Origin of the sequence: Mesorhizobium sp. Root695, from assembly GCF_001428185.1 — a bacterium.
Taxonomy (GTDB): domain Bacteria; phylum Pseudomonadota; class Alphaproteobacteria; order Rhizobiales; family Rhizobiaceae; genus Mesorhizobium.
In genome coordinates this window covers 98,451-122,522 of sequence record NZ_LMHO01000034.1, presented here as the reverse complement: position 1 = coordinate 122,522, position 24,072 = coordinate 98,451, and the positions used below count along the sequence as shown (strand labels likewise).

General features: G+C 63.1%; 28 protein-coding genes and 1 tRNA gene. 13 read left to right on the top strand and 16 right to left on the bottom strand.

Annotated elements, in window-relative coordinates:
- Nucleotides 1-58: 58 nt before the first annotated feature.
- The 5 genes from ASD99_RS24035 to ASD99_RS24015 all read right to left on the bottom strand — a co-directional run bounded on the left by ASD99_RS24035 (nucleotide 59) and on the right by ASD99_RS24015 (nucleotide 3,285).
- A complete protein-coding gene (locus ASD99_RS24035; protein WP_162256725.1) occupies nucleotides 59-349 on the bottom strand; it encodes a hypothetical protein in 291 nt (96 codons plus the stop codon).
- On the bottom strand, nucleotides 324-578 hold the full coding sequence (locus tag ASD99_RS24030) for a hypothetical protein (RefSeq protein ID WP_056586003.1): 255 nt from the start codon (nucleotides 576-578) through the stop codon (nucleotides 324-326). Before ASD99_RS24030 ends, ASD99_RS24035 begins: the two co-directional genes overlap by 26 nt.
- Before the next feature lie 56 nt (nucleotides 579-634).
- The gene (locus ASD99_RS24025; RefSeq protein ID WP_244482831.1) at nucleotides 635-1,594 is read right to left on the bottom strand and encodes a SagB/ThcOx family dehydrogenase; all 960 of its coding nucleotides are present in this window, start codon (nucleotides 1,592-1,594) and stop codon (nucleotides 635-637) included.
- 529 nt (nucleotides 1,595-2,123) lie between these two features.
- Nucleotides 2,124-2,873: a helix-turn-helix domain-containing protein gene (locus ASD99_RS24020; protein ID WP_056586006.1), complete on the bottom strand. Its 750-nt coding sequence runs from the start codon at nucleotides 2,871-2,873 to the stop codon at nucleotides 2,124-2,126.
- Between the two features lie 336 nt (nucleotides 2,874-3,209).
- A tRNA-Ala gene (locus ASD99_RS24015) sits at nucleotides 3,210-3,285 on the bottom strand.
- A gap of 159 nt (nucleotides 3,286-3,444) precedes the next feature.
- Between ASD99_RS24015 and ASD99_RS24010 the strand changes: the two genes are divergently transcribed.
- Nucleotides 3,445-3,735: a YggT family protein gene (locus ASD99_RS24010; protein ID WP_056586009.1), complete on the top strand. Its 291-nt coding sequence runs from the start codon at nucleotides 3,445-3,447 to the stop codon at nucleotides 3,733-3,735.
- Nucleotides 3,736-3,748: 13 nt separating this feature from the next.
- Complete coding sequence (locus tag ASD99_RS24005) at nucleotides 3,749-4,066, top strand: DUF167 family protein (RefSeq protein ID WP_056586012.1); 318 nt, start codon at nucleotides 3,749-3,751, stop codon at nucleotides 4,064-4,066.
- Between the two features lie 18 nt (nucleotides 4,067-4,084).
- Here ASD99_RS24005 and ASD99_RS24000 read toward each other — a convergent pair whose 3' ends face one another.
- Genes ASD99_RS24000 through ASD99_RS23990 form a run of 3 tightly spaced genes read right to left on the bottom strand, consistent with a single transcriptional unit; the run spans nucleotide 4,085 to nucleotide 6,835 of the window.
- Nucleotides 4,085-4,966, bottom strand: a complete 882-nt coding sequence (locus ASD99_RS24000; RefSeq protein ID WP_057145133.1) for a MurR/RpiR family transcriptional regulator — start codon at nucleotides 4,964-4,966, stop codon at nucleotides 4,085-4,087.
- Between the two features lie 10 nt (nucleotides 4,967-4,976).
- Entirely contained in the window at nucleotides 4,977-6,044 is a 1,068-nt protein-coding gene (locus ASD99_RS23995) for an ABC transporter ATP-binding protein (protein ID WP_057145132.1), read from the bottom strand.
- Between the two features lie 2 nt (nucleotides 6,045-6,046).
- Nucleotides 6,047-6,835 (bottom strand): SDR family oxidoreductase, encoded by a 789-nt coding sequence (locus ASD99_RS23990; protein ID WP_056586019.1) that lies wholly within the window; start codon nucleotides 6,833-6,835, stop codon nucleotides 6,047-6,049.
- Nucleotides 6,836-7,017: 182 nt separating this feature from the next.
- On the opposite strand from ASD99_RS23990, the gene ASD99_RS23985 reads away from it, so the two are divergent.
- The 4 genes from ASD99_RS23985 to ASD99_RS23970 all read left to right on the top strand — a co-directional run bounded on the left by ASD99_RS23985 (nucleotide 7,018) and on the right by ASD99_RS23970 (nucleotide 11,593).
- The gene (locus tag ASD99_RS23985) at nucleotides 7,018-8,250 is read left to right on the top strand and encodes an ABC transporter substrate-binding protein (protein WP_057145131.1); all 1,233 of its coding nucleotides are present in this window, start codon (nucleotides 7,018-7,020) and stop codon (nucleotides 8,248-8,250) included.
- 138 nt (nucleotides 8,251-8,388) lie between these two features.
- On the top strand, nucleotides 8,389-9,258 hold the full coding sequence (locus ASD99_RS23980; RefSeq protein WP_056586822.1) for a carbohydrate ABC transporter permease: 870 nt from the start codon (nucleotides 8,389-8,391) through the stop codon (nucleotides 9,256-9,258).
- Nucleotides 9,259-9,269: 11 nt separating this feature from the next.
- A complete protein-coding gene (locus tag ASD99_RS23975; protein WP_056586028.1) occupies nucleotides 9,270-10,094 on the top strand; it encodes a carbohydrate ABC transporter permease in 825 nt (274 codons plus the stop codon).
- 23 nt (nucleotides 10,095-10,117) lie between these two features.
- Complete coding sequence (locus tag ASD99_RS23970) at nucleotides 10,118-11,593, top strand: M81 family metallopeptidase (RefSeq protein WP_057145130.1); 1,476 nt, start codon at nucleotides 10,118-10,120, stop codon at nucleotides 11,591-11,593.
- A 42-nt stretch (nucleotides 11,594-11,635) separates the two neighbouring features.
- Here ASD99_RS23970 and ASD99_RS23965 read toward each other — a convergent pair whose 3' ends face one another.
- The 6 genes from ASD99_RS23965 to ASD99_RS23940 all read right to left on the bottom strand — a co-directional run bounded on the left by ASD99_RS23965 (nucleotide 11,636) and on the right by ASD99_RS23940 (nucleotide 16,982).
- Complete coding sequence (locus ASD99_RS23965) at nucleotides 11,636-13,690, bottom strand: M3 family metallopeptidase (RefSeq protein ID WP_057145129.1); 2,055 nt, start codon at nucleotides 13,688-13,690, stop codon at nucleotides 11,636-11,638.
- Between the two features lie 94 nt (nucleotides 13,691-13,784).
- Entirely contained in the window at nucleotides 13,785-14,219 is a 435-nt protein-coding gene (locus ASD99_RS23960; RefSeq protein ID WP_056586034.1) for a hypothetical protein, read from the bottom strand.
- Nucleotides 14,216-14,860 carry a carbonic anhydrase gene (locus ASD99_RS23955; RefSeq protein WP_056586039.1) on the bottom strand — a complete coding sequence of 215 codons (645 nt, stop codon included), beginning with the start codon at nucleotides 14,858-14,860 and terminating at the stop codon, nucleotides 14,216-14,218. The genes ASD99_RS23960 and ASD99_RS23955 overlap by 4 nt, the downstream gene beginning before the upstream one ends.
- 145 nt (nucleotides 14,861-15,005) lie before the next feature.
- Nucleotides 15,006-15,836, bottom strand: coding sequence for a DUF429 domain-containing protein (locus tag ASD99_RS23950; RefSeq protein ID WP_057145128.1), 831 nt, complete (start codon nucleotides 15,834-15,836; stop codon nucleotides 15,006-15,008).
- A complete protein-coding gene (gene pdxY / locus ASD99_RS23945) occupies nucleotides 15,833-16,717 on the bottom strand; it encodes a pyridoxal kinase PdxY (RefSeq protein ID WP_057145127.1) in 885 nt (294 codons plus the stop codon). Before pdxY ends, ASD99_RS23950 begins: the two co-directional genes overlap by 4 nt.
- Before the next feature lie 13 nt (nucleotides 16,718-16,730).
- Nucleotides 16,731-16,982 (bottom strand): hypothetical protein, encoded by a 252-nt coding sequence (locus ASD99_RS23940; RefSeq protein ID WP_056586825.1) that lies wholly within the window; start codon nucleotides 16,980-16,982, stop codon nucleotides 16,731-16,733.
- A 163-nt stretch (nucleotides 16,983-17,145) separates the two neighbouring features.
- Here ASD99_RS23940 and ASD99_RS23935 point away from each other — a divergent pair, with 163 nt between their 5' ends.
- The 6 genes from ASD99_RS23935 to ppa all read left to right on the top strand — a co-directional run bounded on the left by ASD99_RS23935 (nucleotide 17,146) and on the right by ppa (nucleotide 21,437).
- Nucleotides 17,146-17,784, top strand: coding sequence for a LemA family protein (locus tag ASD99_RS23935; protein ID WP_056586043.1), 639 nt, complete (start codon nucleotides 17,146-17,148; stop codon nucleotides 17,782-17,784).
- A gap of 51 nt (nucleotides 17,785-17,835) precedes the next feature.
- A complete protein-coding gene (locus ASD99_RS23930; protein WP_056586828.1) occupies nucleotides 17,836-18,633 on the top strand; it encodes a TPM domain-containing protein in 798 nt (265 codons plus the stop codon).
- Nucleotides 18,634-18,694: 61 nt separating this feature from the next.
- On the top strand, nucleotides 18,695-19,519 hold the full coding sequence (locus ASD99_RS23925; protein ID WP_244482844.1) for a TPM domain-containing protein: 825 nt from the start codon (nucleotides 18,695-18,697) through the stop codon (nucleotides 19,517-19,519).
- An 8-nt stretch (nucleotides 19,520-19,527) separates the two neighbouring features.
- Nucleotides 19,528-20,166, top strand: a complete 639-nt coding sequence (locus ASD99_RS23920; protein WP_056586048.1) for a TPM domain-containing protein — start codon at nucleotides 19,528-19,530, stop codon at nucleotides 20,164-20,166.
- A gap of 118 nt (nucleotides 20,167-20,284) precedes the next feature.
- Nucleotides 20,285-20,791, top strand: coding sequence for a GNAT family N-acetyltransferase (locus tag ASD99_RS23915; RefSeq protein WP_056586049.1), 507 nt, complete (start codon nucleotides 20,285-20,287; stop codon nucleotides 20,789-20,791).
- Between the two features lie 112 nt (nucleotides 20,792-20,903).
- Nucleotides 20,904-21,437 (top strand): inorganic diphosphatase, encoded by a 534-nt coding sequence (gene ppa / locus ASD99_RS23910; RefSeq protein WP_056586053.1) that lies wholly within the window; start codon nucleotides 20,904-20,906, stop codon nucleotides 21,435-21,437.
- 9 nt (nucleotides 21,438-21,446) lie between these two features.
- Here the strand turns inward: ppa and ASD99_RS23905 are convergent, their stop codons facing one another.
- Together ASD99_RS23905 and ASD99_RS23900 are read right to left on the bottom strand one after the other, a co-directional pair.
- Nucleotides 21,447-22,040 (bottom strand): hypothetical protein, encoded by a 594-nt coding sequence (locus ASD99_RS23905; RefSeq protein ID WP_057145126.1) that lies wholly within the window; start codon nucleotides 22,038-22,040, stop codon nucleotides 21,447-21,449.
- A gap of 45 nt (nucleotides 22,041-22,085) precedes the next feature.
- The gene (locus ASD99_RS23900) at nucleotides 22,086-22,703 is read right to left on the bottom strand and encodes a TetR/AcrR family transcriptional regulator (RefSeq protein WP_056586057.1); all 618 of its coding nucleotides are present in this window, start codon (nucleotides 22,701-22,703) and stop codon (nucleotides 22,086-22,088) included.
- A gap of 74 nt (nucleotides 22,704-22,777) precedes the next feature.
- Here ASD99_RS23900 and ASD99_RS23895 point away from each other — a divergent pair, with 74 nt between their 5' ends.
- The gene (locus ASD99_RS23895) at nucleotides 22,778-24,061 is read left to right on the top strand and encodes an MFS transporter (protein ID WP_056586059.1); all 1,284 of its coding nucleotides are present in this window, start codon (nucleotides 22,778-22,780) and stop codon (nucleotides 24,059-24,061) included.
- Nucleotides 24,062-24,072 lie beyond the last annotated feature (11 nt).

Here is a 24,072-nt window from a genome sequence, read left to right as displayed (position 1 = left end):
CGCCTGGAATGGCTTGAAAACAAATGGTTAGAGCAGGTTCAGTTGATGCCGAACCACTCTAGGCTTGAGCGACCGGGTGCCGGTTCTGCGGGCAGGATGCGATCAAGGCCGGGATTGCGGCCGCATCGGAGGGGTGGCCCCTGATGATGTTGGCGACCTCGGCATCGGCCTGTTCGAACCAGTAGACCATGTTGGCACGGTTCAGATCCGTGGCGGTCTTTTTCAGCAGCGGCAGTAGGTTTTGCAACGCGCATAGCGTCTCCCAGCGGTTTGGCCGGGAGGTCGAGCCTGTCAGCGCGCATGCGGCTGACAATTGCATGTCGCTACGCTCTCCGAGGCTGGGCAGCACGATTGTCTTTTCCCTGCGCCTTGGGGTGCAGCGGATTGCCGCTGAGCTGCGCGTGCCTCGTCGGCCGTGCGCCGCGAAGCACGTCGAAGGCTTCCGCATAGGCCATGCCCAGCAGATAGGAGATCATGGGAAAACGGCTTGCTTCGGCCATTTGCACGAGCTCATTGGTCATCGACGAAATATATTGGAGACTATCGATTTCCGACTGGCGTAAAGATTGGTTTGGCACGTGCTGCTCCTGTCTCTGGTGAACCTAGGGAACGCGTTACGAATATACTGAGCCGACTAATTTATGAATTGGCCCACCGAAGACGGGCACGGTTCCGGGGCCGAGAGAGTCAAAGCATAGATGGGCGCGTCGGTGAGGCGATCGAGGCCGAGCAGACGCTTGATCGCCAAATGACTGAGCGCCGCCGTCGGGCAGGCCGACAGGCCATGATTGGTCGCCGCCAGCATGATGTTCTGGCCGATGTGGCCAGCCTCGATCAGCACGACACGATAGGCGTTGGCGTCCTCGTATTTCCACATCGTGCGATCGAGCTTCGCGCAAAGCAGGACAATGCACGGCATGGCGTCCGCCCACTCCTGCCCGCCGACCAGTTCGGAGATCTTGGGCATATGGTTCGCGGAAATCCTGCCAAGGTCGTGATCGGCGGCGCAATAGTGGTAGACGCCGGGCTCGAGGCCGTCGACGCCGAGCGCGACCACATAGGCTTCATAGGGATTTCTCGCGCCGCCGGAAGGGGTCATGCCAAGCGGCAGGGCGCCAACGCAGTTGGCGGTCTCGCCGGTGATGCCGAGCCCTGCGAACAGGCAATCGGAAAGTTGTTTGGCCGTGATGGTGGGCCGAGCCGTGCGGTTGGTGCGGCGCCGTGCCATCAGGGCGAGAAGTTCATTGTCTTCCAGTGCGTTTGGCAGCTTAATGGCGCCGGCAGAATTTTTCAGCACCAGGTCCGGCTGCGGCGTGTGGCCGGCGCGTTCGATCTGCCGTTCTTCCGCTTGCTCGATGGTCATGTATGCACTGTCCTGGACGCAGAAATGCATCAGCGCGGTCGGAAGGCCCCAGCTCCATTGTCCGGAAAACTGCTCCTCCTGCTCGGCGAGCGGCGATCCGGCGGTCACCAGGGCGGAAAAATCGAGCAACTGGGGAACGACAGCCTTCAGCTCGGACTTCGACCACCCATGGGCACGGGCGATATCGGCCGTCGACGCCCATTTGTCCCACGATGCAAGAAGACCGACCATCTCCGGGCTGCATTCAAACACGCTTCTGGTCAGGAAGTTGCAGGCCGTGACCTTGTTTGGTCCGGGGTAGAAAACAAGCGTTTTTGAAGAGCGCATTTTCATGATGCTGAATGCCATGTGCGGAGCCGGAGCGCCGACAAGCGAACCGCTCGCCGGCGCAGAACGGCTTCAGCGCTTGTTGTAGTGCATGCCCTGCGAAAAGAAGACGGTCTGCGTGCCGGCGGCAATCGTCAGCTTCGGAGCGGTGGTTACTTTCTTGGCCATTTTCATCCCTTTCCTGACCCCATTGGGATCCGTTGAAAGACCCCCCAAAACGGGAGCCACGGCAAGAAAGGTAAGGTCGAAAGAGTTAATGGTATGTTAAAATTGCAGTAAATCCGCGCGCCAAAGACAGCCGGATGAATTATCTTCCCCGGTACCAAAGTGTAAAATATCGATTTTATTCAGATACAGAGTAGACAATCGTTAGCATACGCTTTTTCGGTGTATGCTTATTCTTATTTAGCGTAGGCCACGGTGATCGAAGGGATTAGCCCAGCCCGTCCCGGGTGAGGCTGACCACCAGTTGGTCGATGCTCGGATCGTCGAGCGTGATGACATGCGCCATGCTGATGGCATCTCTTGGGTGGATGTTGGCAATGTCGCGCCGCATGATGACGGACACGAATGCTGGCCCGGCCTCCGTCAGAAGCATGGCCTTGCCCATCAGCACCGGTTCAGAGATGGGCGCCCATTGCACGGAGATCAGCGACGGCTCACCGGTCTGGCGGCGATTGATGCCGCTGAAATAGATCCAGTTCAGGCGCGAGATCGCCACCCCATAGTGGTTGCCGCGCGCCCGCGCCCATGTCGATCCCCGGCGTTCCGACCATCCGGTGACCCTTCTGAAGGTGACCAGCTCGGCTTCGCGCCGCACGAAGGTCACCGTTCGCATCAAAAGGTCGGGCCGGGCCGGAATCGAAAAATAGGTGAAATAGATGCCTCCCGCGATCGATGGGCTGGGCGGGCGGATCATCTGATTGAACAGGCTCTCGGAAATCGGCGGCAGTCCGCCGACCCTGGGTTCGGGGACACCGGGATCCCGGTACAGTTCAGCTTCGTCGATCCGGAAGTAGTCGCATATCAGTTTGGCGGTGGCCTTGTTCGGAACCGTCTGTCCTTGCAGGTAGCGTTCGAACTGCGTGCGGTTGATCCCGAGTTCGCGGCATACCGCGCTTACGGAGGCATGGTCCTTGCAGAGTCGTCTGAGGTTTGCAGCGAGATTCTCGCGAATTGACACGTCTTTGCTTCCGCAGGCGGATTTTTCATTTCGGCTCAAAAGCCATATAACGTCTTCGGTCGCCCCCCGCCGAAACGCCCTTGTCACAACGCACAGAAAAAACTGATTTGGTAGCGCCAATCTAATAGCGGCTTTCAAAAGAACGCAAACAATCCGTGAGCGGCTTCCGCCATAAGTCCAATTGATAACAGTTTCGTCAGATATCGCGAGACGGAGGCGCAGTATTGCGCGCGGCCTTCGATGGCGCCTTGGCACAACAAATATCGCCCGCAGACATGCCAGGACGAGGGTCGTGCTTTTCTCTTGTCATGGAGAGCAGGAGATCGATTATTCCGCTGGTGGAGCTGAGGAGGATCGAACTCCTGACCTCGTCATTGCGAACGACGCGCTCTCCCAGCTGAGCTACAGCCCCGTCCAGCGGATGGCGCATTTATCGGGCGCCGCGGTTTCCTGTCAAGGCGGCGTTTTGCCGAAATCCCCTGCCGCTGCGTGTCAGACCAGCGTGGAAGGAAGGCGGCCCTTGCCGGTTTCGCGCGCAATGGCTACATGTCGGCAACAATTGGAGACCGGCATGCTCGCCCTCATTCAAACAATCGTCATGGCGCTTGACCTCTACTGGTGGATCATCGTCGCGTCGGCGATCTTTTCCTGGCTCTACGCCTTCAATGTCGTCAACTCCCGCAATCAGTTCGTCGGCAGCATCGGCAACATGCTCTACCGGCTGACCGAGCCGGCGTTGCGGCCGATCCGCCGCTTTATGCCGGACCTTGGCGGCATCGACATCTCGCCCATCATCCTGCTTCTGATTTTGTTCTTCCTGCGGCAGTTCCTGCTCACCACGGTGGCGCCTCTGGTCCTGTGAGCCCGACGCCTGCATGAGCGCGCCGTTCCGCATGCGCGATGGTGGCGTCGACCTGTTTGTCCGGCTGACGCCGAAGGCCGCGCTGGACAGACTCGAAGGCGTTGAGACGACAGCGGACGGGCGAAGCCACCTCAAGGCGCGCGTCCGCGCCGTGCCGGAAAACGGCGCCGCCAATCATGCGCTTGAAAAGCTGATCGCCAAGTCGCTGGGCGTGCCGGGGTCCGCCGTCTGGGTTGTCGCCGGCGGTACCGCCCGGCTGAAGACCGTGCGCATTTTAGGCGACCCGGCGATGTTGACGAAGAGCATCGAGGGGCTCGGCCGCCAGTCCTGACGCCGTTCGGTGTGACGTTCAATCTCCCAGCGGCAGACGGGGATCGTCGACTTTCAACGTGTTCACGCTCTGCTTGATGCGGCGCAGATTTTCGAGAACCCGCGGTCCGCGCGTCTCGGCGACCGAGGTGACGATCATGTCGACGATCGACAGCAGCGCGTAGCGCGACGGTGTCGGCTTGTAGATGTTGCCGTCTTCCAGAGACTGGAAATGGAGGACCGTGTCGGCGGCCTTGGCGAGTGCCGAATCCGGCGGGGTGATGGCGATTGTGGTGGCGCCATATTGCTGGGCGACCTGCACCGCATCGATGACCGATCGCGCGTAGCCGGAGACTGAGAAGGCGATCAGCGTGGTGTCGGGCGTGGCGACGGCGGCGTACATGCGCTGCAGCTGTCCGTCGATCTGCGCCAGCACCGACACGCCCAGCCTGAACAGCCGGTTCTGCATCTCGGTCGCCATCATCGACGAAATACCGCCGGAACCGATGCACAGCACATTGCCCGAGACGGCGATGCGCGCGGCGACGGCGACCAGCGTCGTCATGTCGAGGTTTTCGCTGGCGCGCTGGATGGCCGATATCGCCGCTTCGGTGATGGCGGAAGCGATGCGCTGTTCGCGGGCATCGCGGCTCAACGGCTCCGGCGACAGATACTGGCCGCCAATGGCGATGGCCTGCGCGAGATAGAATTTGAAATCGCGCAGGCCCTCGCAACCGAGGTTGCGGCAGAACCGTGTCACCGTCGGTTCGCTGACGCCAACGCGCGCGGCAATTTCCGAAATAGCCGCCTTGGAGACGAAGTCGAGGTCGGCCAGGACGAAGCCGGCCAGCTTGCGATCCGACTTCGTTCCGTCCTGCAAGATCAGTTGCAGGCGCGTGATGATGTCGGCCGGCGTCTTCATGCTGATATTTTCATAGAGGCAGGCCCGTCGCCTTGTCGAACAGATGGATGTTGCCGGGATCGACGCTCACCGGCAGCAGGTCGCCCGGCCTGACCGGCACCCTGTCGCGGAACACGGCGCGCACCGTGTCAGTGCCGATGGCGCCATAGACATGGGTCTCGGAGCCGGTCGGCTCGACGACATCCACTTTGATCGCCATCGCGTCGACAGCCTCGCCGATGACAAAGTGCTCGGGCCGGATGCCGGCCTCCACCGCGCTGCCCGCCGGCACCTGTTTGCCGGCAAGTGCAAGCCGCCCGCCACCGCCCGACTCGAACCAGGTCTTCTCAGCTGTCGTCTTGAGTGAGCCCGACACAAAGCTCATCGACGGCGAGCCGAGGAAGCTGGCGACGAACTTGTTGGCCGGCCTGTCATAGAGTTCCAGCGGCGCCCCGACCTGCTGGATCCTGCCGCGGTCCATCACCACGATGCGGTCGGCCATGGTCATGGCTTCGATCTGGTCGTGGGTGACATAGACGATCGTCGATTTCAGCCGCTGATGCAGCGCCTTGATCTCGACGCGCATCTGCACGCGCAATTGCGCGTCGAGGTTGGACAGGGGCTCGTCGAACAGGAACACTGACGGCTCGCGCACGATGGCGCGGCCCATGGCGACGCGCTGGCGCTGGCCGCCGGACAATTGGCGGGGGTAGCGGTCGAGATAGGAGAAGAGATTGAGGACGCCGGACGCCTTCTTGACCTTCGTGTCGACCGCCTCGCGCGCCTCGCCGCGTATCCTCGGGCCAAAGCCGATATTTTCGGCTGCCTTCAGATGCGGAAACAGCGCATAGGACTGGAACACCATGGCAATGTTGCGCTGCTGCGGCGGCAGCGTGTTGGCGCGCACACCGCCGATCAAGAGGTCGCCGGAGGTGATCGTCTCCAGCCCGGCCAGCATCCGCAGCAAGGTCGACTTGCCGCAGCCGGAGGGGCCGACCAGCACGACGAACTCGCCGCTCTTGATATCGAGGCTGATGTTCTCGAGGATCTTGTGCTGCCCGAAGGATTTCGACAGGTCGCGAAACTCGACGTCGGTCATGCTCACGCCCCCAAAATGTCGTCGATGAAGGGCAGGCAACCGGCGGTCAGCCCCGCGTCAACGGGCAACACCACGCCTGTTATTCCAGATGCGCGATCGGACGCAAGGAAGGCGACGGCTTCCGCCACTTCCGAAGCGTTGACGATGCGGCCAAGCGGATAGAGCCGCTGCAGCTTGCCGAGGATTTCCGGATCCTTGGCAAGGCGGTGGTCCCAGGCGGCGGTGCGGATCGATCCGGGGCAGACGACATTGGCGCGCAGGCCGCTGCGGCCGAGCTCGACGGCGACCGCCTTGGCATAGGCGTTGATGCCGGCCTTGGCCGCGGCATAGGCGGGATTGCCGAAATGCGCGATGGCGTTGACCGACGAGATGAAGACGACGCTGCCGGAGCCTCGGCCGGCCATCGCCTTGACCAGCGGATCGGCGAAGTTCATCACGCCGGTCAGGTTGAGGTCGAGTTCCTGCTCTATTGTGTCGGGATTGAGCCCCGAAATCGTCTCGGCTCGCGTCCAGCCGGCATTGTTGACGAGAATGTCGGGCACGCCATCCCGGTCGAGGATCGCGGCGATCGCCGCCGCTAACGACGCCTTGTCGAGAAGATCGAAGACGTGACGGGAGGCAAGGTGCGGGCTCTTCAGCGCCTCGCTGGACTGGTCGCAGCCGATGACCCTGGCACCCCTTTGCGCCAGCAGCGCGACGATGGCCGTGCCGAGGCCGCCGCCAGCACCTGTCACCACGACAGTCTTGCCATCGAACTCGGCCCTGCCTTCGAACTCGACTTGCGAAACCACCGTGCGTCATCCTCCGGGAGTCCTGACAGATCATGCAAGGCCTAAGCTTATAAATGTAATTAAGCAACAGAATAATCTGCTTGCAAGCCTTCAAATCATGGATAATGTAGGAAAGTCACATAAATCTTCTGCTCCGGCAACGAAGAGGCGCGCAGGCGCAAAATCAAAATGGGAGAGATCAAATGAGCCTTGCAAAATGGACTGTCGGCCTGACGGCCGGAATGAGCATGCTGGCAATCGCGGCGCAGGCGGATGCGGGCGAGGTGCGCGTCACCGTCGCCGAGTACAGCGCCAAGACTGCTCCCTATTTCGCCGACGTCAAGAAGGAATTCGAGGCGGCGAACCCCGGTATCACCGTCAAGTTCGAGGTGGTGCCGTGGGATGTGCTGCTGCAGAAGCTGACTACCGACATCACCGCCGGCACCAATGCCGATCTGTCGATCATCGGCACGCGCTGGTTGATCGACTTTGTCCAGCAGGACGTCGCCGAGCCGCTCGACGGCTACATCAAGCCCGACTTCAAGGACCGCTTCATCGACACCTTCCTGTCGCCGTCGATCATGGAAGGCAAGACCTATGGCCTGCCGATCGCGGCCTCGGCGCGCGCCATGTATTACAATAAGGAGCTGTTCGAGAAGGCCGGCATCGCCAAGCCGCCGGCAACCTGGACCGAGCTGCAGGAAGATGCGCGCAAGATCAAGGCGCTGGGGTCAGGCACTTTCGGTTTCGGCCTGCAGGGCAAGGAGATCGAGACCGACGTCTACTACTATTATGCGATGTGGTCCCAGGGCACCGAGATTCTCAACAAGGATGGCACTTCGGGCCTTGGCACGCCCGGCGCGCTTGAAGCCGCCAAGCTCTACAAGTCGATGATCGACGAAGGCCTGACCGAGCCGGGTGTCACCTCCAACAACCGCGAGGACGTGCAGAACCTGTTCAAGCAGGGCAAGGTCGGGATGATGATCACGGCACCCTTCCTGTCCAACCAGATCAAGGACGAGGCGCCGAACCTGAAATATGGCGTGGCTGCCATTCCCGCCGGGCCAACCGGCGCGCGCGGCACCTATGGCGTCACCGATTCCATCATCATGTTCAAGAACTCCAAGAATAAGGACGAGGCCTGGAAGCTGCTCGACTTCCTGTTCACCACGGAACAGCGCGCCAAGTTCACGCAAGGCGAAGGCTTCCTGCCGGTGAATAAGGAAGAAGCCAAGATGGATTACTACGTCAACAATGCCGATCTGGCGGCGTTCACCGCGCTGCTGCCCGACGCCCGCTTCGCGCCGGTCATCCCAGGCTGGGAGGAGGTCGCCCAGATCACCTCCGACGCCATGCAGAAGATCTATCTCGGCGGCGACCCCGAGGCAGCATTGAAAGACGCAGCCGCCAAGGCCAACGCGGTGCTGAAGAAATAGGGCGTATCTCCCTGCGCCCGTGGCGCGCTCCACTCAGGCGGGGCGCGCCACCCCTTGATTCCCGGCAAGGTGCGGCGGATCCGAAATTCGCATAAGCAGAACCTTCTGATCCAGCGCCCCGAGGTTGCAGGCCAGCCGATGCAAAACCGTTTCTTGCCCTATCTCCTGACCTTGCCCAGCCTGTTCCTGGCGGCGATCGTCATCTTCTGGCCGGTCTGGGACCTGATCCAGATCTCGACGCATGACGTCAGCCGCTTCGGCCAGCTTCGCGACTTCAACGACTTTGCCAATTTCGCCACGCTCACTGCCGATCCCGATTTCATGGCCGCGCTCTGGCGCACCGGCCAGTGGACGGTGATGGTCGTCGGTGGTGCGCTGCTTTTGTCTGTCCCGGTGGCAATGATCCTCAACACCGATTTCTATGGCCGGGGTATTGCCCGCGTCATCATCATGCTGCCCTGGGCGGTGTCGCTGACCATGACCGCGGTGGTCTGGCGTTGGGCACTGAGCGGCGAAAGCGGCATGCTGAACTCGGCGCTGATCGGCCTCGGCCTCATCGACCACAATATCCAGTGGCTGGCGAGCGCCGAGACCGCCTTTCCCATGCAGGTGCTGATCGGCATCCTGGTGACGGTGCCGTTCACGACGACGATCTTCCTCGGCGGGCTGTCGTCGATCCCCGACGACCTTTACGAGGCGGCGGCGCTCGAAGGGGCGACGCCGCTGCAGCAGTTCCGCGAGATAACCTTTCCGCTCTTAAAACCGTTCATCAACATCGCCATCGTGCTCAACACCATCTATGTCTTCAATTCCTTCCCGATCATCTGGGTGATGACACAAGGCGGGCCGGCCAACTCGACCGATATCCTGGTCACCCACCTCTACAAGCTGGCCTTCCGCATCGGCAAACTCGGCGAAGCATCGGCGGTGTCGCTGGTGATGTTCGCCATATTGCTGGCCTTCACCATGATCTATGTGCGGCTGGCGATGCGGGAGCAACGCGCGTGACAAATAAGCTCATGACGGGCAAGCTGAAGCGTTCGATCATCGCCTGGCTGCTGCTGGCGCCGCTGATCGTGGTGACGATCTTTCCCTTTGCGGTGATGTTCCTGACCGCGGTCAAGCCAAGACAGGAAGTGCTGTCGCCGACCTGGTGGCCGAGCGAATTCCGTTGGTCGAATTTTTCCGACATGTGGGTGGCGACCGGCTTCGGCCAGGCGCTGCTCAATTCGCTCTACGTGTCTGTGATCGCCACCGTCGGCGCCATCCTGATCTCGGTTCCGGCGGCCTATGCGATGTCGCGCTTCCGCTTTGCCGGCTACGGCGCCTTGCGCCAGTTCCTGCTGATCTCGCAGATGATTTCGCCGATCGTGCTGGTGCTCGGCCTGTTCCGGCTGATGGCGGCATGGGGCCTGGTCGAGAGCACGACGGCGCTGGGCTTCATCTACATGGCCTTCAACGTCGCCTTCACGGTGTGGATGCTGCAGAGCTATTTCGACACCATTCCGCGCGATCTCGAGGAGGCGGCCTGGATGGAAGGCGCCGGCCGCTGGCTGACCTTGCGCAAGGTGTTCCTGCCGCTCTGCCTGCCGGCGATCGCGGTGACCGCGATCTTCACCTTCATCAATGCCTGGAACGAATTCGTCGTGGCGCTCACCATGCTGCGCAGCCAGGAAAGCTATACGCTGCCGATCCAGGTATTTTCGCTGGTCGCCGGCCGCTACACCATCGAATGGCATCACGTCATGGCCGCGACGCTGCTCGCGACCTTGCCGGTGGCCATCCTGTTTATCTGGCTGCAGCGCTACCTCGTTCGCGGGCTGGCGCTCGGGGCGGTCAAATAGCGCCTATTCACGACGGAGCTTTCATGCGCATCTTCACCGCCTCGCTGGCGACAGAAACCAACACCTTCTCGCCGGTGCCGACCGATAGGGCCTCGTTCGAGATGGCTTTCTATGCCGGGCCAGGCAAGCATCCGGAAACGCCGACGCTGTGCTCCTCGCCAATTGTGGCGCTGCGCCGGCGTGCCGTGGCCGAAGGGCTTGACGTCGTCGAGGGCACCGCCACCTGGGCGGAGCCGGGCGGCCTGGTGCAGCGGCAGACCTATGAGGCGCTGCGCGATGAGATTCTCGGCCAGCTGAAGGCAGCGCTGCCAGTCGATGCCGTCATCCTCGGCCTGCATGGCGCGATGGTGGCGCAAGGCTATGACGATTGCGAAGGCGACCTGCTCGAACGGGTTCGCGCAATGGTTGGGCCGGACGTGGTGATCGCGGTTGAACTCGATCCGCACAGCCATCTGACGCCGAAGCGCGTGGCGGCCTCTGACATCCTCGCCTACTTCCTCGAATTCCCGCACACCGATTTCTACGAGCGCGGCGAGCATGTCGTCGAGCTTGGCCTCGCCGCGGCGCGCGGCGAGATCAAGCCGGTCATCTCGACCTTCGACTGCCGCATGATCCAGGTGCTGCCGACCAGCCGCGAGCCGATGCGCTCCTTCGTCGACCGCATCAAGGCGTTGCACGGCAAGGACGGCGTGCTGTCGGTCTCGGTCATCCATGGCTTCATGGCGGCCGACGTGCCCGAGATGGGCACGCGCATCCTGGTCGTCACCGACAATGACAAGGCCAAGGGCGACGCGCTGGCGGAACGGCTGGGGCGGGAGCTTTACGCGCTGCGCGAAAAGACGGCGATGACCATGTTGAGCGCCGCCGACGGCATCGATCGGGCGCTGGCCGTGCGCGCGCAAAATCCGGGCAAGCCGGTGGTCATCGCCGATATCTGGGACAATCCCGGCGGCGGTGTCCCCGGCGACGGCACCTTTGTGCTGCGCCATATGCTGGCGCGTGGCCTGGACAAATTCGGCGTTGCGACGATCTGGGATCCGATCGCGGTCACCTTCTGCCTGGCCGCGGGCGAGGGTGCCATCATCGACTTGCGCTTCGGCGGCAAGGCCGGGCCGCAGGCAGGCGAGCCGATCGACGCGCGCGTGCGCGTGCTCAAAGTGGTTCCGGAGGGTTGGCAAAGTTTCGGGCCAAGCCGGGTGACGCTCGGGCCGACGGCGCTGGTCCGCCTCGAAGGCACCGAGGTCGACATCATCCTCAACACCAATCGCACGCAGACCTTCGAGCCGGATATCTTTTCCAACATCGGCGTCGATCCGATGAGCAAGGATATCCTGCTGATCAAGTCGACCAACCATTTCTATGCCGGCTTCGAGCCGATCGCCGCCGAGATCATCTATGTCTCGGCGCCGAGTTCGTATCCCAGCAATCCGGCGGTGACCAACTACACCAAGCTGAAGCGGCCGATCTGGCCGCGGGTGGCTGATCCATGGAAGGTGTAGGGCTTTCCCTTCTCCCACAGGGGAGGAAGGGAAAGGCTGGCCCTACACCAGCCCGCGCTTGGCCATCATCGCTTCGGGCGACGGCATCTTGCCGCGGAAGGCGGTGTAGAGTTCTTCCGGGTCCTTCGAGCCGCCGGCGGCGTAGATGTTCTTGCGCAGCCGCTCGGCCAGCGCCGGATTGAAGGGGTCGCCGGTTTCCTCGAAGGCGGCGAAAGCGTCGGCATCGAGTACTTCCGACCACATGTAGGAATAGTAGCCGGCCGAATAGCCGTCGCCGGAAAAGACATGGCCGAAATGCGGGGTGCGATGGCGCATCGCGATTGTGTCCGGCATGGACAGCTTCGCAAGCGTTTCGGCTTCGAAACGAAGCGGCGCCTCCGGTGCATCCGGCCGGGCGTGATAGGCCATGTCGATCAGCGCCGAGGCGGTGAATTCGACGGTGGCGAAGCCGGCGCCAAACGTGCGCGCCGCCAGCATCTTGTCGAGCAGCGCCTTGGGCATCGGCTTGCCCGTCTTCACATGCAAAGCATGCTTTTCCAGCACCGCCGGCACCGTCAGCCAATGCTCGTAGAGCTGCGAGGGAAGTTCGACGAAATCGCGGCTGACCGAGGTGCCCGCGACCGACGGCCAGGTGACGTCGGTCAGCATGCCGTGCAGCGCATGGCCGAACTCGTGGAACAGCGTCTTCGCCTCGTCGACCGACAGCAAAGCCGGCTCGCCCACCGGCGGCTTGGCGAAGTTCATGATGTTGTAGATCACCGGTTTCGAGCCGTGGCCCAACCTATAGCCGGACTGCAGCGCGCTCATCCAGGCGCCGGAGCGTTTTGACGGCCGCGCGAAATAGTCGGCAAGGAACAGGCCGCGCTCGCTGCCGTCGGCATTTTTCACCACGAAGACGCGGGCATCCGGATGCCAGGCGGCGATGCCTTTTTTCTCCTCGAAGGTGATGCCGAACAACCGTGTCGCCACATCGAAGCAGGCGTCGATGATCCGGTCGAGCTGCAAATAGGGTTTCAGCTCCGCCTCGTCGAAGGCGAATTTCTCCGCGCGCAGTTTCTCCTGGTAGAAGCGCCAGTCCCAGGCGGCGAATTTTTCATTGCTGCCGGCTGCGGTGGCCAACCGCTGCAGGTCGGTCTGGTCGGCGGCCGCCTTCTCCAGCGCTTTCTCCCACACCGGATCAAGCAGCGCGTGCACCGCCTTCGGTGTCTTGGCCATGGTGTCGTCGAGCTTCAGCGCGGCGAAGGAGGCGTAACCGAGCAGCTTTGCCCTTTCGGCGCGCAGGCGCAGCATGTCGCGCACGACGGATGTGTTGTCGGTGGCGCCGCCATTCTGGCCGCGCATGGTGAAGGCGCGGAAGGCGATCTCGCGCAGATCGCGACGTTCGGAGAAGGTCGAGAACGGCTCATAAATCGAGCGCGACAGGGTCACGGCATAGCGGCCCTTCTGGCCGCGCATTTCGGCGGCTTCGGCCATCGAGCTTTTCAGGAAATCCGGCAGACCGACAAGGTCGGCCTCGTCGAGATACAGCGCCCAGTCGCGCTCGTCGGCCAGCACATTCTGGCCAAAGCTGGTGCCGAGCGAAGACAGCTCCTCGCTGATCTTGGCCAGCCGCTTCTTGCCGTCGGCGTCGAGTTTGGCGCCAGATCGGACAAAGCCCTTCCAGGTCTTTTCCAGCACCCGCAGGGTCTCGGCATCGAGCTTCAGGCTCTCACGGCGCTGGTAGAGATCGTCGATACGGGCAAACAGCTGCTCATTCATCGAAATCGCCGAGAAATGCCTGGACATTTTCGGCGAGATGTCGCGCTCCAGCGCCTGGATCGTATCATTGGTGTAGGCGCCGGCGCGGCACCAGAAGATCGACGAGACACGATCGAGTGCTTCGCCGCCGAGCTCCAGCGCGGCAAGCGTGTTCTCGATCGTCGGCGCATCCTTGTTGCCGGCGATCGCCTCGATCTCGGCCTCATGCGCCTTCAGCGCCGCATCGAAGACCGGGGAGAAGTCGCCGTCGCCAATGCTGGCAAAATCGGGCAGGCCGAGCGGCCCACGCCACGCGGTCAGCGGATGGGTGGATAGGTCGACGGCTTTTGTGGAAGGCATGGACAGTCTTTCGCTGGAGAAGGCAGGGGTGGGCCGCCACCGATGTAGGGCGCGGCCGGCGGACTCGCAATATCGCGGTTGGCCGATATCCGCCTCAGAAGCCGTCGCAGTTCTCTGCGATTGCCGCTTGCGAACTGGCGGTGATGCGGTTGTCGGTCACCGCGAAGGTTTCCTGCATCAGCATGTCGTTGTTGGGGAAATCGTAACAGGCGACCACCGTGGTGACGCCGCCTTCGCTCTTCTCGATCCGGTGCCGGATCGCAGCACCCGCAACGGCACCTTTCCATTCGTCGATAGAAGCGATGAATTCCTGCTTGCTTTGCACGATGCCGAGGTCGTCCAGCTTGATGCGGACATCATCGGAGAGCAGGTCGGACAGTTCGGTGCGGTCGGCGACCAGCAGTGCCGAATACCAGCGGCTGATGATGGCGCGGTCATCGGCGCGGGCGGCAATAATCGCGACCAGCAGCGCGGCCGCCGTGAAAACGATCGACCGGATGTTCGCCACCTTGCGCGCCGCTGTGTTCATCCCAGCTCCGGCCGTTCGAAATCGCCGGTCTCCTTGTTCATCGTCCAGAGTTCACCGGTCGAAATGTCGAACCAGGCGCCGTGCAGCGACAGCCGTCCCTTGCCTTCGAGGATCGAGACGCAGGGAAAGGTCCGGAGATTGGCGATGGAATAGCGGATCGAGATGCGCTCCAGCGCGGTCTGGCGCTCCGTCGCCGTCATGAAGGTGCTGGAGGACACGGTTTCGGCGGCCGGTGCGATCAGGCTCATCCACTTGCCGATGAAGTCGCCGGGCGACAGCGGCGCGGAATTGGTGTCGAGCGCGGCGCGGATGCCGCCACAGCGGCCATGGCCCATGACGACGATGTTCTTGACCTTGAGGCTCTGCACGGCGAATTCAAGCGCCGCCGAGGTCGAATGGAATTCGCCGTCCGGCGCGTAGGGCGGCACCAGATTGCCGACATTGCGCAGCACGAAGAGTTCGCCCGGCCCCGCATCGAAGATCGCTTCGGGCGCCGAACGGGAATCGCAGCAGGCAACGATCATCGTTTCCGGGGCTTGGCCTTCGCGGGCAAGCTCGCGGTAGCGTCCGCTCTCGGTGAGATAGCGGCCGCTCATGAAATTGCGGTAGCCGGTGAGAAGATGTTCGGGGAGGTGGGACATGGGCGGCGTCTGGAGCCTTTCCGGGTTGGAGGCGGCAGCTCGTTGCGGTCAAAAGAGCCTCTAACCGTAAAAGCCCGTTGCGAGCAATGCAGAATTATGAGGGCTGGCTATAAATGCCATGCATCAGGCGCAGCCTTGGCCATGCTCACGCCCAGATGGCAATGGGAATGCCAAAACCGTCGCGGGCCGGCGGGTCGGGAAACGGCCGTGCCTCACCGCTGGCGATGCGACCGGCGATCAGCATCATTGCGGCTGCGTCAAGGAAATCATCGGCGGCGGCACCGCGCGGCGGCTGGTCGAGAAAGCCCTTCTCGTAGCCATGCCGGCAGAGCAGCGCCTTGCGTTCCGCCATGCCGGCCGGATTGACGCTGCCCTTGATCTTCTTCGGCAGTTGCATGGCCTGGTCGCCGTTCAGCCGGCAGAAGGCGACTTCCGGATGCGATTCGAACACACGGCCGCGTAGATCGGGTCGCGCGATCAGCAGGGCGTCGATCTCGCGGATCTTGGCAAAAATACCGAATGCCTGGATCGAAACGCCGCGCGGCGGGTCGGATGTGGTTTTGGCCACCTCGCTTGCCCTGATGTGCGCGGCATACCAGGCTTCGATGGTGGTGAAGTCGTTGGTGTCGGCATAGAGCGCGGCGCGGGACGGGATCGAGAAGACACTGGATTGGCGTGCCCCAAGCAACGGCCGCACCAGCGCCTCCGGGCCGCGCCCGCCTTTGCTCGAAAACTCGGGCAAGCCGATCGGCATGTCGACGGCAACAACCGCGTCATCGGGAAGTGCCGCAAGCAGAGCGGCGAAGCTGGCAAAGACAGCGACGGAGGGTGTCGAACCGGGGTTACGAGGTGTCGAACCGGGGTTACGAGGTGTCGAACCGGGGTTACGAAGTGTCGAACCGGGTTCGCGCCGCACGGCAATCCAGCCGGCTTTGCAGCCGTCGACGCCGACCAGCACGGTCTCGGTCGATGTCACGCCCGGCGGTCCCGCCCCGGATGCGTGAGGTGGCGCAGCTGGACCATCGCCATCGGGTGCGACAGGCTCGGGGCATCGGTTTCAAGCTGCAGTTCGTCACCGCCGCGCTTGGCGGTGCGCGCCAGGATCTCGTAGACCGCCGCCGTTGTCGACTGCAGCGCCTTGATCGCCGGCTGGCCCGACAGGATGCGTGCCAGGTAGACGGCCGCCGTCAGATCGCCCAGGCCATTCGGTGGCTTGTCGATCAGGCGGTGCTCGGCGAGCAGCGCCTGGTTGCCGTCGATCAGCAGGTTGCCGGTGCCGCCTGACATCATCGACGGCGCCGAGGTGACCAGCATGGTCGATGGCCCGGCATGGAGCGCCGCCGCGATCACCGATTTCAGGTCGGGCAACGGGGCGCCGGCCATCCATTCCAGTTCGTAGCGGTTGGGGGTGGCGATGTCGGCGATCGGCATCAGCCGGTCGCGCATGGCGATGGCGGTCGGCTCCGGCACATAGAGGCCGCCCGAATCACCCATCACCGGATCGCAGATATAGATGGCGTCAGGTGTCCTTGCCTTCACGGCGGCGACCAGCGAGGCGACGGCCTCGGCCTGACCGGCCTCGCCGAGGTATCCGGACAGCACGGCGCCGACCTCGCCCAGCCATGGCGCGCGCTCGAGATCGGCCATCAACGCCTTGAACTGATCGAGCGGCGGTACGATGCGCGTCGCCCGCCCATGGCCGGGATGCCAGGGCAGGATGACCGTCGGCACCGCCCAGACCGGGAAGCCCAGGGTCTCCAAGGCAAAGACGGCGGCACGATTGCCGACCGAGCCGCGCGCGACATGGCTGGAAATGACGATGACCGCACGCGGCGCGTCGGTTTGTTCGGCGCTCATTGTTGCTTGATTCCTAACTGCCCCGGATGACGTAAAGCACGAGCCAGATCATCAGGCCCAGCGCCAGCAGCAGGCCGAGTGTCCGGCCAATGCGAGTGCCCCAGACTTCGATCGGATCAGCACGATCGGCATCGGCCGCGGTGACGTGATCGTGCAGGCCTTTCGTGGCCCGCGCCACAAGCGAGTTGCCGGCCGGATCCGTCTCGCGCGCAACGCGCTCGAGGATACGGCGCGATTCCTTCTCGCTGTCCTGGCGTTCCGCCATGATGATGTCCCGTTTTGCCCGGACCTTATCGCGTTCGCGCGGCCAATCACAGGGCCTTGCAACGGCATCGGGCGTGCCAGGCAAACGGCTGCCGGTCGGGCGGTTTTCTTGCGCGCTGATTGTGGTAATGCTTGCCACGCAACTTCTACCGAGGAACCCCATCATGTTTGCCCAGCGCCTTGCCTCACCGTCCATGTTCCGCACGCTGCCCGCCTTCCTGGTGATGGCGATCGTGCTGCCGCTGCTGGCCGGCTGCGGCTACAACACCATCCCGACGGCGGAGGAAAACGCCAGGGCGGCATGGAGCGAGGTGCTGAACCAGTATCAGCGCCGCGCCGACCTCATCCCCAACCTGGTCGAGACGGTCAAGGGCTATGCCTCGCACGAAAAGGACACACTCGACGCGGTGGTCGAAGCCCGCGCCAAGGCCACACAGATCACAGTGACGCCGGAAACGCTGAAGGATCCCGAAGCCCTCAAGAAGTTCCAGGACGCCCAGGCAGGGTTGACCAGCGCGCTGTCGCGGCTGATCGCGGTCTCGGAAGCCTATCCCGACCTCAAGGCCAACCAGAATTTCCTGGCGCTGCAGGCGCAGCTCGAAGGCACCGAGAACCGCATCGCGGTGGCGCGGCGCGACTACATCCAGGCGGTCAGGGACTACAATCTGACGCTGAAGACGTTCCCGTCGGTGCTGTGGGCGACATTCTGGTTCCGCAGCAACGAGCCGTTCGCCAATTTCACCGTCGATGAAGACAAGATGCAGCCGCCGAAGGTCGATTTCGGCACGAAGCAGGGCGGGTGATCGTCGGGGCCAAACGTCGTGATCTTGCAGGCCGATAGGGGGCGACGCGTCATTCGTCTTGTCGCCGTCGTGCTCCTCATCCTTGTGCTGCCGTTCTCGGCCCTCGCCGCCGATCTCCCGGAGCTGACCGGTCGTGTCGTCGACAATGCCGGCATCATCGATGCGGCGACCAAGACAGTCCTGACGCAAAAGCTCGCCGACTTCGAGACAAAAGGCTCCGACCAGATCGTCGTCGCGACGATCCCCAGCCTCGACGGCGAAGAGATCGAGCCTTACGCCAACCGACTGTTCCGCTTCTGGAAACTCGGTCAGGCGAAGGAAAACAACGGCGTCCTGCTGCTGGTTGCACCAAACGACCGCAAGATGCGCATCGAGGTCGGTTATGGTCTTGAGGGGACGCTGACCGACCTGCACACCAAGCTGATCATCGAAAACGACATGGTGCCGGCCTTCCGCGCCGGCGATTTCTCCGGCGGCATAGAAAAGGCCGTCGACGACATGATCATGGTGCTGGAAGGCAATCCGGAGGAGCTGGAGGCGCGCGGCGAGCGCAACCAGCAGGCCCCCTTCAATTCCGACGACCTGTTCTTCGCCGTCTTCATCAGCATCTGGGCGATCATCTTCTTCGGCAGCATCGCGGTCTCCGTCCTGCCGCCGATCTTCGGCCAGAAGCTCGGTCCCGGCCGCTATCGCTGGCTCGGCATGACCTTCGAGCCAAACCGGCGGTCGCCCCGTGGCGGCTGGTCGTCGGGAAGCTCTGGCGGCGGCTGGTCTTCGGGCGGCGGCGGTGGCGGCTTTTCCGGCGGCGGCGGTTCGTCCGGTGGCGGCGGCTCGTCGGGAAGCTGGTGATGGCATGACGTTACGCACCATCAGCTTGATGAGACCTCGCCGCTTCGCCACAGCTGTCCTGATGGCCGTGGCCGTGCTGTTCTCCTGCTTCATGGCCTACGCCGCCGACTTGCCGGCCCTGACCGGCCGTGTCGTCGACAATGCCGGCATCATCGACGCCGCGACCAAGGCAGCGCTGACGCAAAAGCTTGCTGACTTCGAGACCAAAGGCTCCGACCAGATCGTCGTCGCGACGATCCCCAGTCTCGATGGCGAGGAGATCGAACCTTACGCCAACCGGCTGTTCCGCTTCTGGAAGCTCGGCCAGGCTGGCGAAAACAACGGCGTCCTGCTGCTGGTGGCACCGAACGATCGCAAGATGCGCATCGAGGTCGGCTACGGGCTGGAAGGCACGCTGACCGACCTGCACACCAAGCTGATCATTGAAAACGACATGGTGCCGGCGTTCCGCGCCGGCGATTTCTCCGGCGGCATAGCCAAGGCCGTCGACGACATGGTCATGGTGCTGGAAGGCAATCCGGAAGAACTGGAAGCGCGGGGCAAGCGCAATCCCGCCGATGACAGCACGTCCATCGACCCAATCGTCGCCGTGTTCCTGATCCTGTGGGCGACGATGTTCTTCGGCGGCATGGCGATGGCATTCCTGCCGCCGATGTTCGGCACAAAGCTGTCGCCAGGCGTGTACAAATGGTTGGGGATGACATTTCGCTACGGCCGCGGGCCGAGCAGGTCGGGCAGCAGCAGCTGGACAACGGGTTCGTCGTCAGGCAGCGGCTGGTCGTCGGGAAGCTCCGGTGGTGGCTGGTCTTCGGGGTCAAGCAGCGGTGGCGGGTTTTCCGGTGGCGGCGGCTCATCCGGTGGTGGCGGTTCTTCAGGAAGCTGGTGAGACAGATCATGGCAACACGACCAATCAGCCCGCAGGATCATGAGCGCATCGCAGCCGCGATCCGCTCCGCCGAATCGAAAACCGACGGCGAGATCTACTGCGTCGTGGCGCATGCCAGCGACGGGTATTTCTTCCCGGCCGCTTTCATGGCGACCGTAGGCATGCTGATCGTCAGCCTGGCCGTCGGCTATGGGCTGGAGGCCTGGTGGCTGTCGATCCGGCTGCCGCATTTCGTCCTCGCCCAACTCCTGGCACTGGCCTGCGTGCTGGCCTTGTTGTGGGTGCAGCCCGGCCTGCGCATCCATCTGGTGCCGGGGCGGCTGCGCTATCAGGCCGCGCACGCCAATGCGATCAAGCAATTCCTCGCCCGCAATGTCCACCGCACCACGGCGCGCACCGGTGTGCTGATCTTCGTCTCGATCGCCGAACGCTATGCCGAAGTGGTCGCCGACTCGGGCATCGATGCCAAGGTCGGCCAGGATGTCTGGGACGGCGTCGTGCGCGACCTTACCGCGCATGCCGGCGACGACCGGCTTGCCGACGGCTTCGTCAAGGCGATCGAGCAGGTGGGCGCGGTGCTGACCGAGCATTTCCCGGTCACGGCGGGCGACAGCAACGAGGTGGACGATCATCTCGTCGAAATCTAAGCCCTTCCGAAGAGGTATTGAAGGCATCTCACCGAGGCGGTGATCGCCTGTGAGAAAGCGGTCGGCAGGCCGCCCGGACTCTTGCAATCGGGCGATGCGGGTTTATGGTTAACAAATCATGAATACGCTGACCATCGACATCCGGAAGGCCGACCCGCGCGATGCCAGTGCCATCGCCGAGGTGCATCTGGAGGCCTGGCGCGGCGCCTATTCCGGCATCATTCCGCACCGTACGCTGACATCGATGATCAACCGTCGCGGCGCCGACTGGTGGGCGAACGCGATTCGCCGCGCCGCCACCGTTCTGGTGGTCGAAATCGGCGGCAAGATCGCCGGCTATGCGACGATCGGCAAGAACCGCGCCCGCGAACTGCGCCAGCAAGGCGAAATCTACGAATTGTACCTGCGCCCTGAATATCAGGGCATCGGGCTAGGCAGCCGGCTGTTTGCGGCAGCTAGGGCGCGTCTGGCCGATCACGGGCTGAAAGGCATGGTGGTCTGGGCGCTGGAAGACAACCAGAACGCGCTTGCCTTCTACGCCGGCGCCGGCGGCCGCGATGTCGCCGAGGGCGTCGAGATCTTCGAACAGAAGGCGCTGAAGAAGGTCGCTTTCGTCTGGGAATGACAGACCGGCCTTTCGGCCACTCGCGTCTTCCGATCGCACCCAGCACCATTCGCCGCATTGCGCCGCGCGGCAGCGCCCGCTATCGATCTCTCATCAAAAGAGGGACAAAGCCATGCGCATCGAAGCCATAGCCAGCGGAAAGAATCCGCCTGAGGACGTCAACGTCATCATCGAGGTGCCGATCGGCGGCGAGCCGATCAAGTATGAGATGGACAAGGAGGCCGGCACGCTGTTCGTCGACCGCTTCCTGCACACCTCGATGCGCTACCCCGGCAATTACGGCTTCGTGCCGCACACGCTGTCGGGCGACGGCGATCCGATCGACGTTCTGGTCTGCAACACGCGCGCGCTGGTGCCGGGTTGCGTCATCAATGTGAGGCCGATCGGCGTGCTGATCATGGAAGACAATGCCGGCCAGGACGAGAAGATCATCGCCGTGCCGTCACCGAAACTGACGCTGCGCTATGAGAACGTCACCGAATACACGCAACTGCCCGACATCACACGCCAGCAGGTGCAGCACTTCTTCGAGCACTACAAGGATCTCGAGCCCGGCAAATGGGTCAAGATCGAAGGCTGGCACGATTCCAAATATGCCAAGAAGATGATCGTCGACGCGATCGCGCGGGCCAAGGCGAGCAAGTAGCCGGACCGGTCAGTTATCGACCCGGCCGAAGGCCGGCACGTTGCCGATGACGGTGTGCCTGTCCTTGCCGCAGGCGAAGGTTCGCGCCTTGTCGTCGGCAAGCTTGCGTGCCTGATCGTTGGCGGCGGGATTGCCGGTGGCCAGAACCAGGCCGATCGTGCAGCCGTCGCGGGCTTCCATCTGGCCGACCTTGGCGACGAGCAGCACTTCGGTCGGCTTGTTCTCACCCTCGGGATTGCTGATCGAGCGGCGATGGATCGCGGCAAAGGGCACGGCCTTGTCGCCTTTGGTCTCGATGCGCCATTCGATCTTGGCTCCGGATGAATTGAAACCGGAAAAGCTCTCCCACACCGTCGTCATGTCGCCGCCGGGCGGAAACCCGTAGAACAGCGATTCACGCGCGTCGTCATAGGCAATCAGCACGGGATAGCCGCGATAGCCCGAACAGGCGAGTTCGGCCCAGTCGCCGTCGCCTTCCTCGGCCTGCGCGTAGGTCACGCAGTCCTTCTTCGAGTCGAGATCGGTATAGGCGCTTGCAATGCCATCGGCGTGTGCAGTCTGGCAGAAGCCGGCGAGAATGAGCGGAATCAGCAGGCTACGCATCGCGAGACGTCTCCGTTGCAGGCCATTGCAGCGTAGCGCCAAACGCTATTTCTTCAAACTGGCTTCAATCAGCAGATCGGCGTTGCGGGCGACCGCTTGTGCCGGGCCGCCGAGCCCGAACAACTGACCGCTGATATAGGCCCCTTCGATCAGGAGCAGCAGGCCGTCGCCGAGCGTGTCAGGGTCTTGTGCGCCCATCGCAACGGCCATCCCGCGCAACCGGCGGCGCAATTCCTGCTTGTTGGCCTCGCTGACCACGCGGGCGGGATGGTTGTGGTCGGGATATTCGACCGCCGCATTGGTCATGCCGCAGCCGCGATAGTCCGCCACTTGGGTGCGCTTGCCGATGCGGGTCAGGAACGCCTTAATCTGCGCGCGCGGGTCGCCGGGATGAGCGGCGACCGCCTCGTCGAAACGCTCCCAGTATTCAAGATCGTATTGCCTGAGATAGGAAGCGGCCAACTCGTCCTTGGAGGGAAAGCTGCGATAGAGGCTGGGCTTGGTGACGCCGGCCCGTTTGACGATCTCGTCGACGCCGATCGCCCTGATGCCGCGCCGGTAGAACAAGTCATAGGCCACATCGAGAATCTTCTTGGCGGCCTTCGGCGGCGCCGATGCATGACCGTCGCTGATGGTCAGATCAATATTTTTGTCCGTTGGCATCGCGTGACTCGATTGACAATGTTACCGATCGGTACGTATACGTGCTCCCACCCTGCAACGTACCGGTCAGTAACATGATAGCTCAATCCCGCCCATTTGGCCAGCGCTACGCTTTCGTCGTGGTTGGCGTCATCTTCCTCTGCCTGCTGGTCGCGGCCGGCCTGCGGTCCGCTCCCGCCGTCATGATGCTGCCGCTTGAGAACAGTTTTGGCTGGCGGCGCGACATCATCTCGCTGGCCGCCGGTGTCGGCATCCTGCTTTACGGCCTGACGGGGCCATTTGCCGCAGCCCTGATGGAGCGGATCGGGCTGCGCCGCACGCTGCTGGCCTCGCTGGTGGTGATGTCGGGCTCTACCGCGCTCAGCCTGCTGATGACCAAGCCCTGGCACCTGTTCATCACCTGGGGCGTGTTCTCGGGCATTGGTTCCGGCGCTGTCGCTAGCGTACTCGGCGCCACCATCGTCAATCGCTGGTTCAAGACCAATCGCGGCCTTGTCATGGGATTGATGTCGGCCTCCAGCGCCTCCGGCATGCTGGTGTTCCTGCCGCTGATCGCCGCGCTGGCGCAGTCGGGCGGCTGGCAACCTGTCGTCGTTGCGGTGGCGATCGCCACCGCGGCCCTGATACCGCTGGTCTGGCTGCTGGTGCCGGAGCGGCCGGCTTCGATCGGCATGGTGCGCTATGGCGCCCAGGCCGACGACGTGCCGCCGGCCCCGCCCGCTTCACAGGGCAATTTCCTCGCGCATACGTTCTCGACGCTGCGCCGCGCCGCCGGCACAAGGGTGTTCTGGTATCTGTTCGCCACCTTCTTCGTCTGCGGCTTCACCACCAACGGTCTGGTCGGCACGCACCTGATCGCCTTCTGCGGCGACATGGGCATCGGCGAGGTGCAGGCCGCCGGCCTTCTGTCGATGATGGGCATTTTCGATCTGATCGGCACCACATTGTCGGGCTGGCTCACCGACCGTTTCGACCCGCGCAAGCTGCTCGGCGTCTATTACGGCATCCGTGGCCTGTCGCTGATCTATCTGCCCTATTCCGGTTTCTCGGCGACCAGCCTGATCATCTTCGCCGTGCTCTACGGCCTCGACTGGATCGCCACCGTGCCGCCGACGCTGAGGCTCGCCAATGAGGCGTTCGGCGATCGCAGCGGGCCGATCGTGTTCGGCTGGATCGTCGCCGGCCACCAGATCGGTGCGGCCACCGCCGCCGCCTTCGGCGGCACCATGCGCGAGTTGCAGGGCAATTACGAGCTGGCCTTCCTGATTGCCGGCATGACGGCGATTGCCGCGGCGTGTATCTCGCTGCTGATCAACACCAGCAAGCCGGCATTCGAGGCGGAGCCGCAGGCGGCGTAGGCGCGGCGGTC

What these genes read in the sequence shown, in the direction of transcription:
- ASD99_RS23935 (WP_056586043.1), top strand. Translation starts at nt 17,146, where the DNA reads ATGTTTGCCCAGCGCCTTGCCTCACCGTCCATGTTCCGCACGCTGCCC.
- ASD99_RS23925 (WP_244482844.1), top strand. Translation starts at nt 18,695, where the DNA reads ATGGCCGTGGCCGTGCTGTTCTCCTGCTTCATGGCCTACGCCGCCGAC.
- ASD99_RS23960 (WP_056586034.1), bottom strand. Translation starts at nt 14,219, where the DNA reads ATGAACACAGCGGCGCGCAAGGTGGCGAACATCCGGTCGATCGTTTTC.
- ASD99_RS24000 (WP_057145133.1), bottom strand. Translation starts at nt 4,966, where the DNA reads ATGAAGACGCCGGCCGACATCATCACGCGCCTGCAACTGATCTTGCAG.
- ASD99_RS23940 (WP_056586825.1), bottom strand. Translation starts at nt 16,982, where the DNA reads ATGGCGGAACGCCAGGACAGCGAGAAGGAATCGCGCCGTATCCTCGAG.
- ASD99_RS23985 (WP_057145131.1), top strand. Translation starts at nt 7,018, where the DNA reads ATGAGCCTTGCAAAATGGACTGTCGGCCTGACGGCCGGAATGAGCATG.
- ASD99_RS24025 (WP_244482831.1), bottom strand. Translation starts at nt 1,594, where the DNA reads ATGGTCGGTCTTCTTGCATCGTGGGACAAATGGGCGTCGACGGCCGAT.
- ASD99_RS23895 (WP_056586059.1), top strand. Translation starts at nt 22,778, where the DNA reads ATGATAGCTCAATCCCGCCCATTTGGCCAGCGCTACGCTTTCGTCGTG.
- ASD99_RS23955 (WP_056586039.1), bottom strand. Translation starts at nt 14,860, where the DNA reads ATGTCCCACCTCCCCGAACATCTTCTCACCGGCTACCGCAATTTCATG.
- ASD99_RS23905 (WP_057145126.1), bottom strand. Translation starts at nt 22,040, where the DNA reads ATGCGTAGCCTGCTGATTCCGCTCATTCTCGCCGGCTTCTGCCAGACT.
- ASD99_RS23920 (WP_056586048.1), top strand. Translation starts at nt 19,528, where the DNA reads ATGGCAACACGACCAATCAGCCCGCAGGATCATGAGCGCATCGCAGCC.
- ASD99_RS23965 (WP_057145129.1), bottom strand. Translation starts at nt 13,690, where the DNA reads ATGCCTTCCACAAAAGCCGTCGACCTATCCACCCATCCGCTGACCGCG.
- ASD99_RS23995 (WP_057145132.1), bottom strand. Translation starts at nt 6,044, where the DNA reads ATGACCGACGTCGAGTTTCGCGACCTGTCGAAATCCTTCGGGCAGCAC.
- ASD99_RS24010 (WP_056586009.1), top strand. Translation starts at nt 3,445, where the DNA reads ATGCTCGCCCTCATTCAAACAATCGTCATGGCGCTTGACCTCTACTGG.
- ASD99_RS23900 (WP_056586057.1), bottom strand. Translation starts at nt 22,703, where the DNA reads ATGCCAACGGACAAAAATATTGATCTGACCATCAGCGACGGTCATGCA.
- ASD99_RS24005 (WP_056586012.1), top strand. Translation starts at nt 3,749, where the DNA reads ATGAGCGCGCCGTTCCGCATGCGCGATGGTGGCGTCGACCTGTTTGTC.
- ASD99_RS23980 (WP_056586822.1), top strand. Translation starts at nt 8,389, where the DNA reads ATGCAAAACCGTTTCTTGCCCTATCTCCTGACCTTGCCCAGCCTGTTC.
- pdxY (WP_057145127.1), bottom strand. Translation starts at nt 16,717, where the DNA reads ATGAGCGCCGAACAAACCGACGCGCCGCGTGCGGTCATCGTCATTTCC.
- ASD99_RS23970 (WP_057145130.1), top strand. Translation starts at nt 10,118, where the DNA reads ATGCGCATCTTCACCGCCTCGCTGGCGACAGAAACCAACACCTTCTCG.
- ASD99_RS23975 (WP_056586028.1), top strand. Translation starts at nt 9,270, where the DNA reads ATGACGGGCAAGCTGAAGCGTTCGATCATCGCCTGGCTGCTGCTGGCG.
- ppa (WP_056586053.1), top strand. Translation starts at nt 20,904, where the DNA reads ATGCGCATCGAAGCCATAGCCAGCGGAAAGAATCCGCCTGAGGACGTC.
- ASD99_RS23915 (WP_056586049.1), top strand. Translation starts at nt 20,285, where the DNA reads ATGAATACGCTGACCATCGACATCCGGAAGGCCGACCCGCGCGATGCC.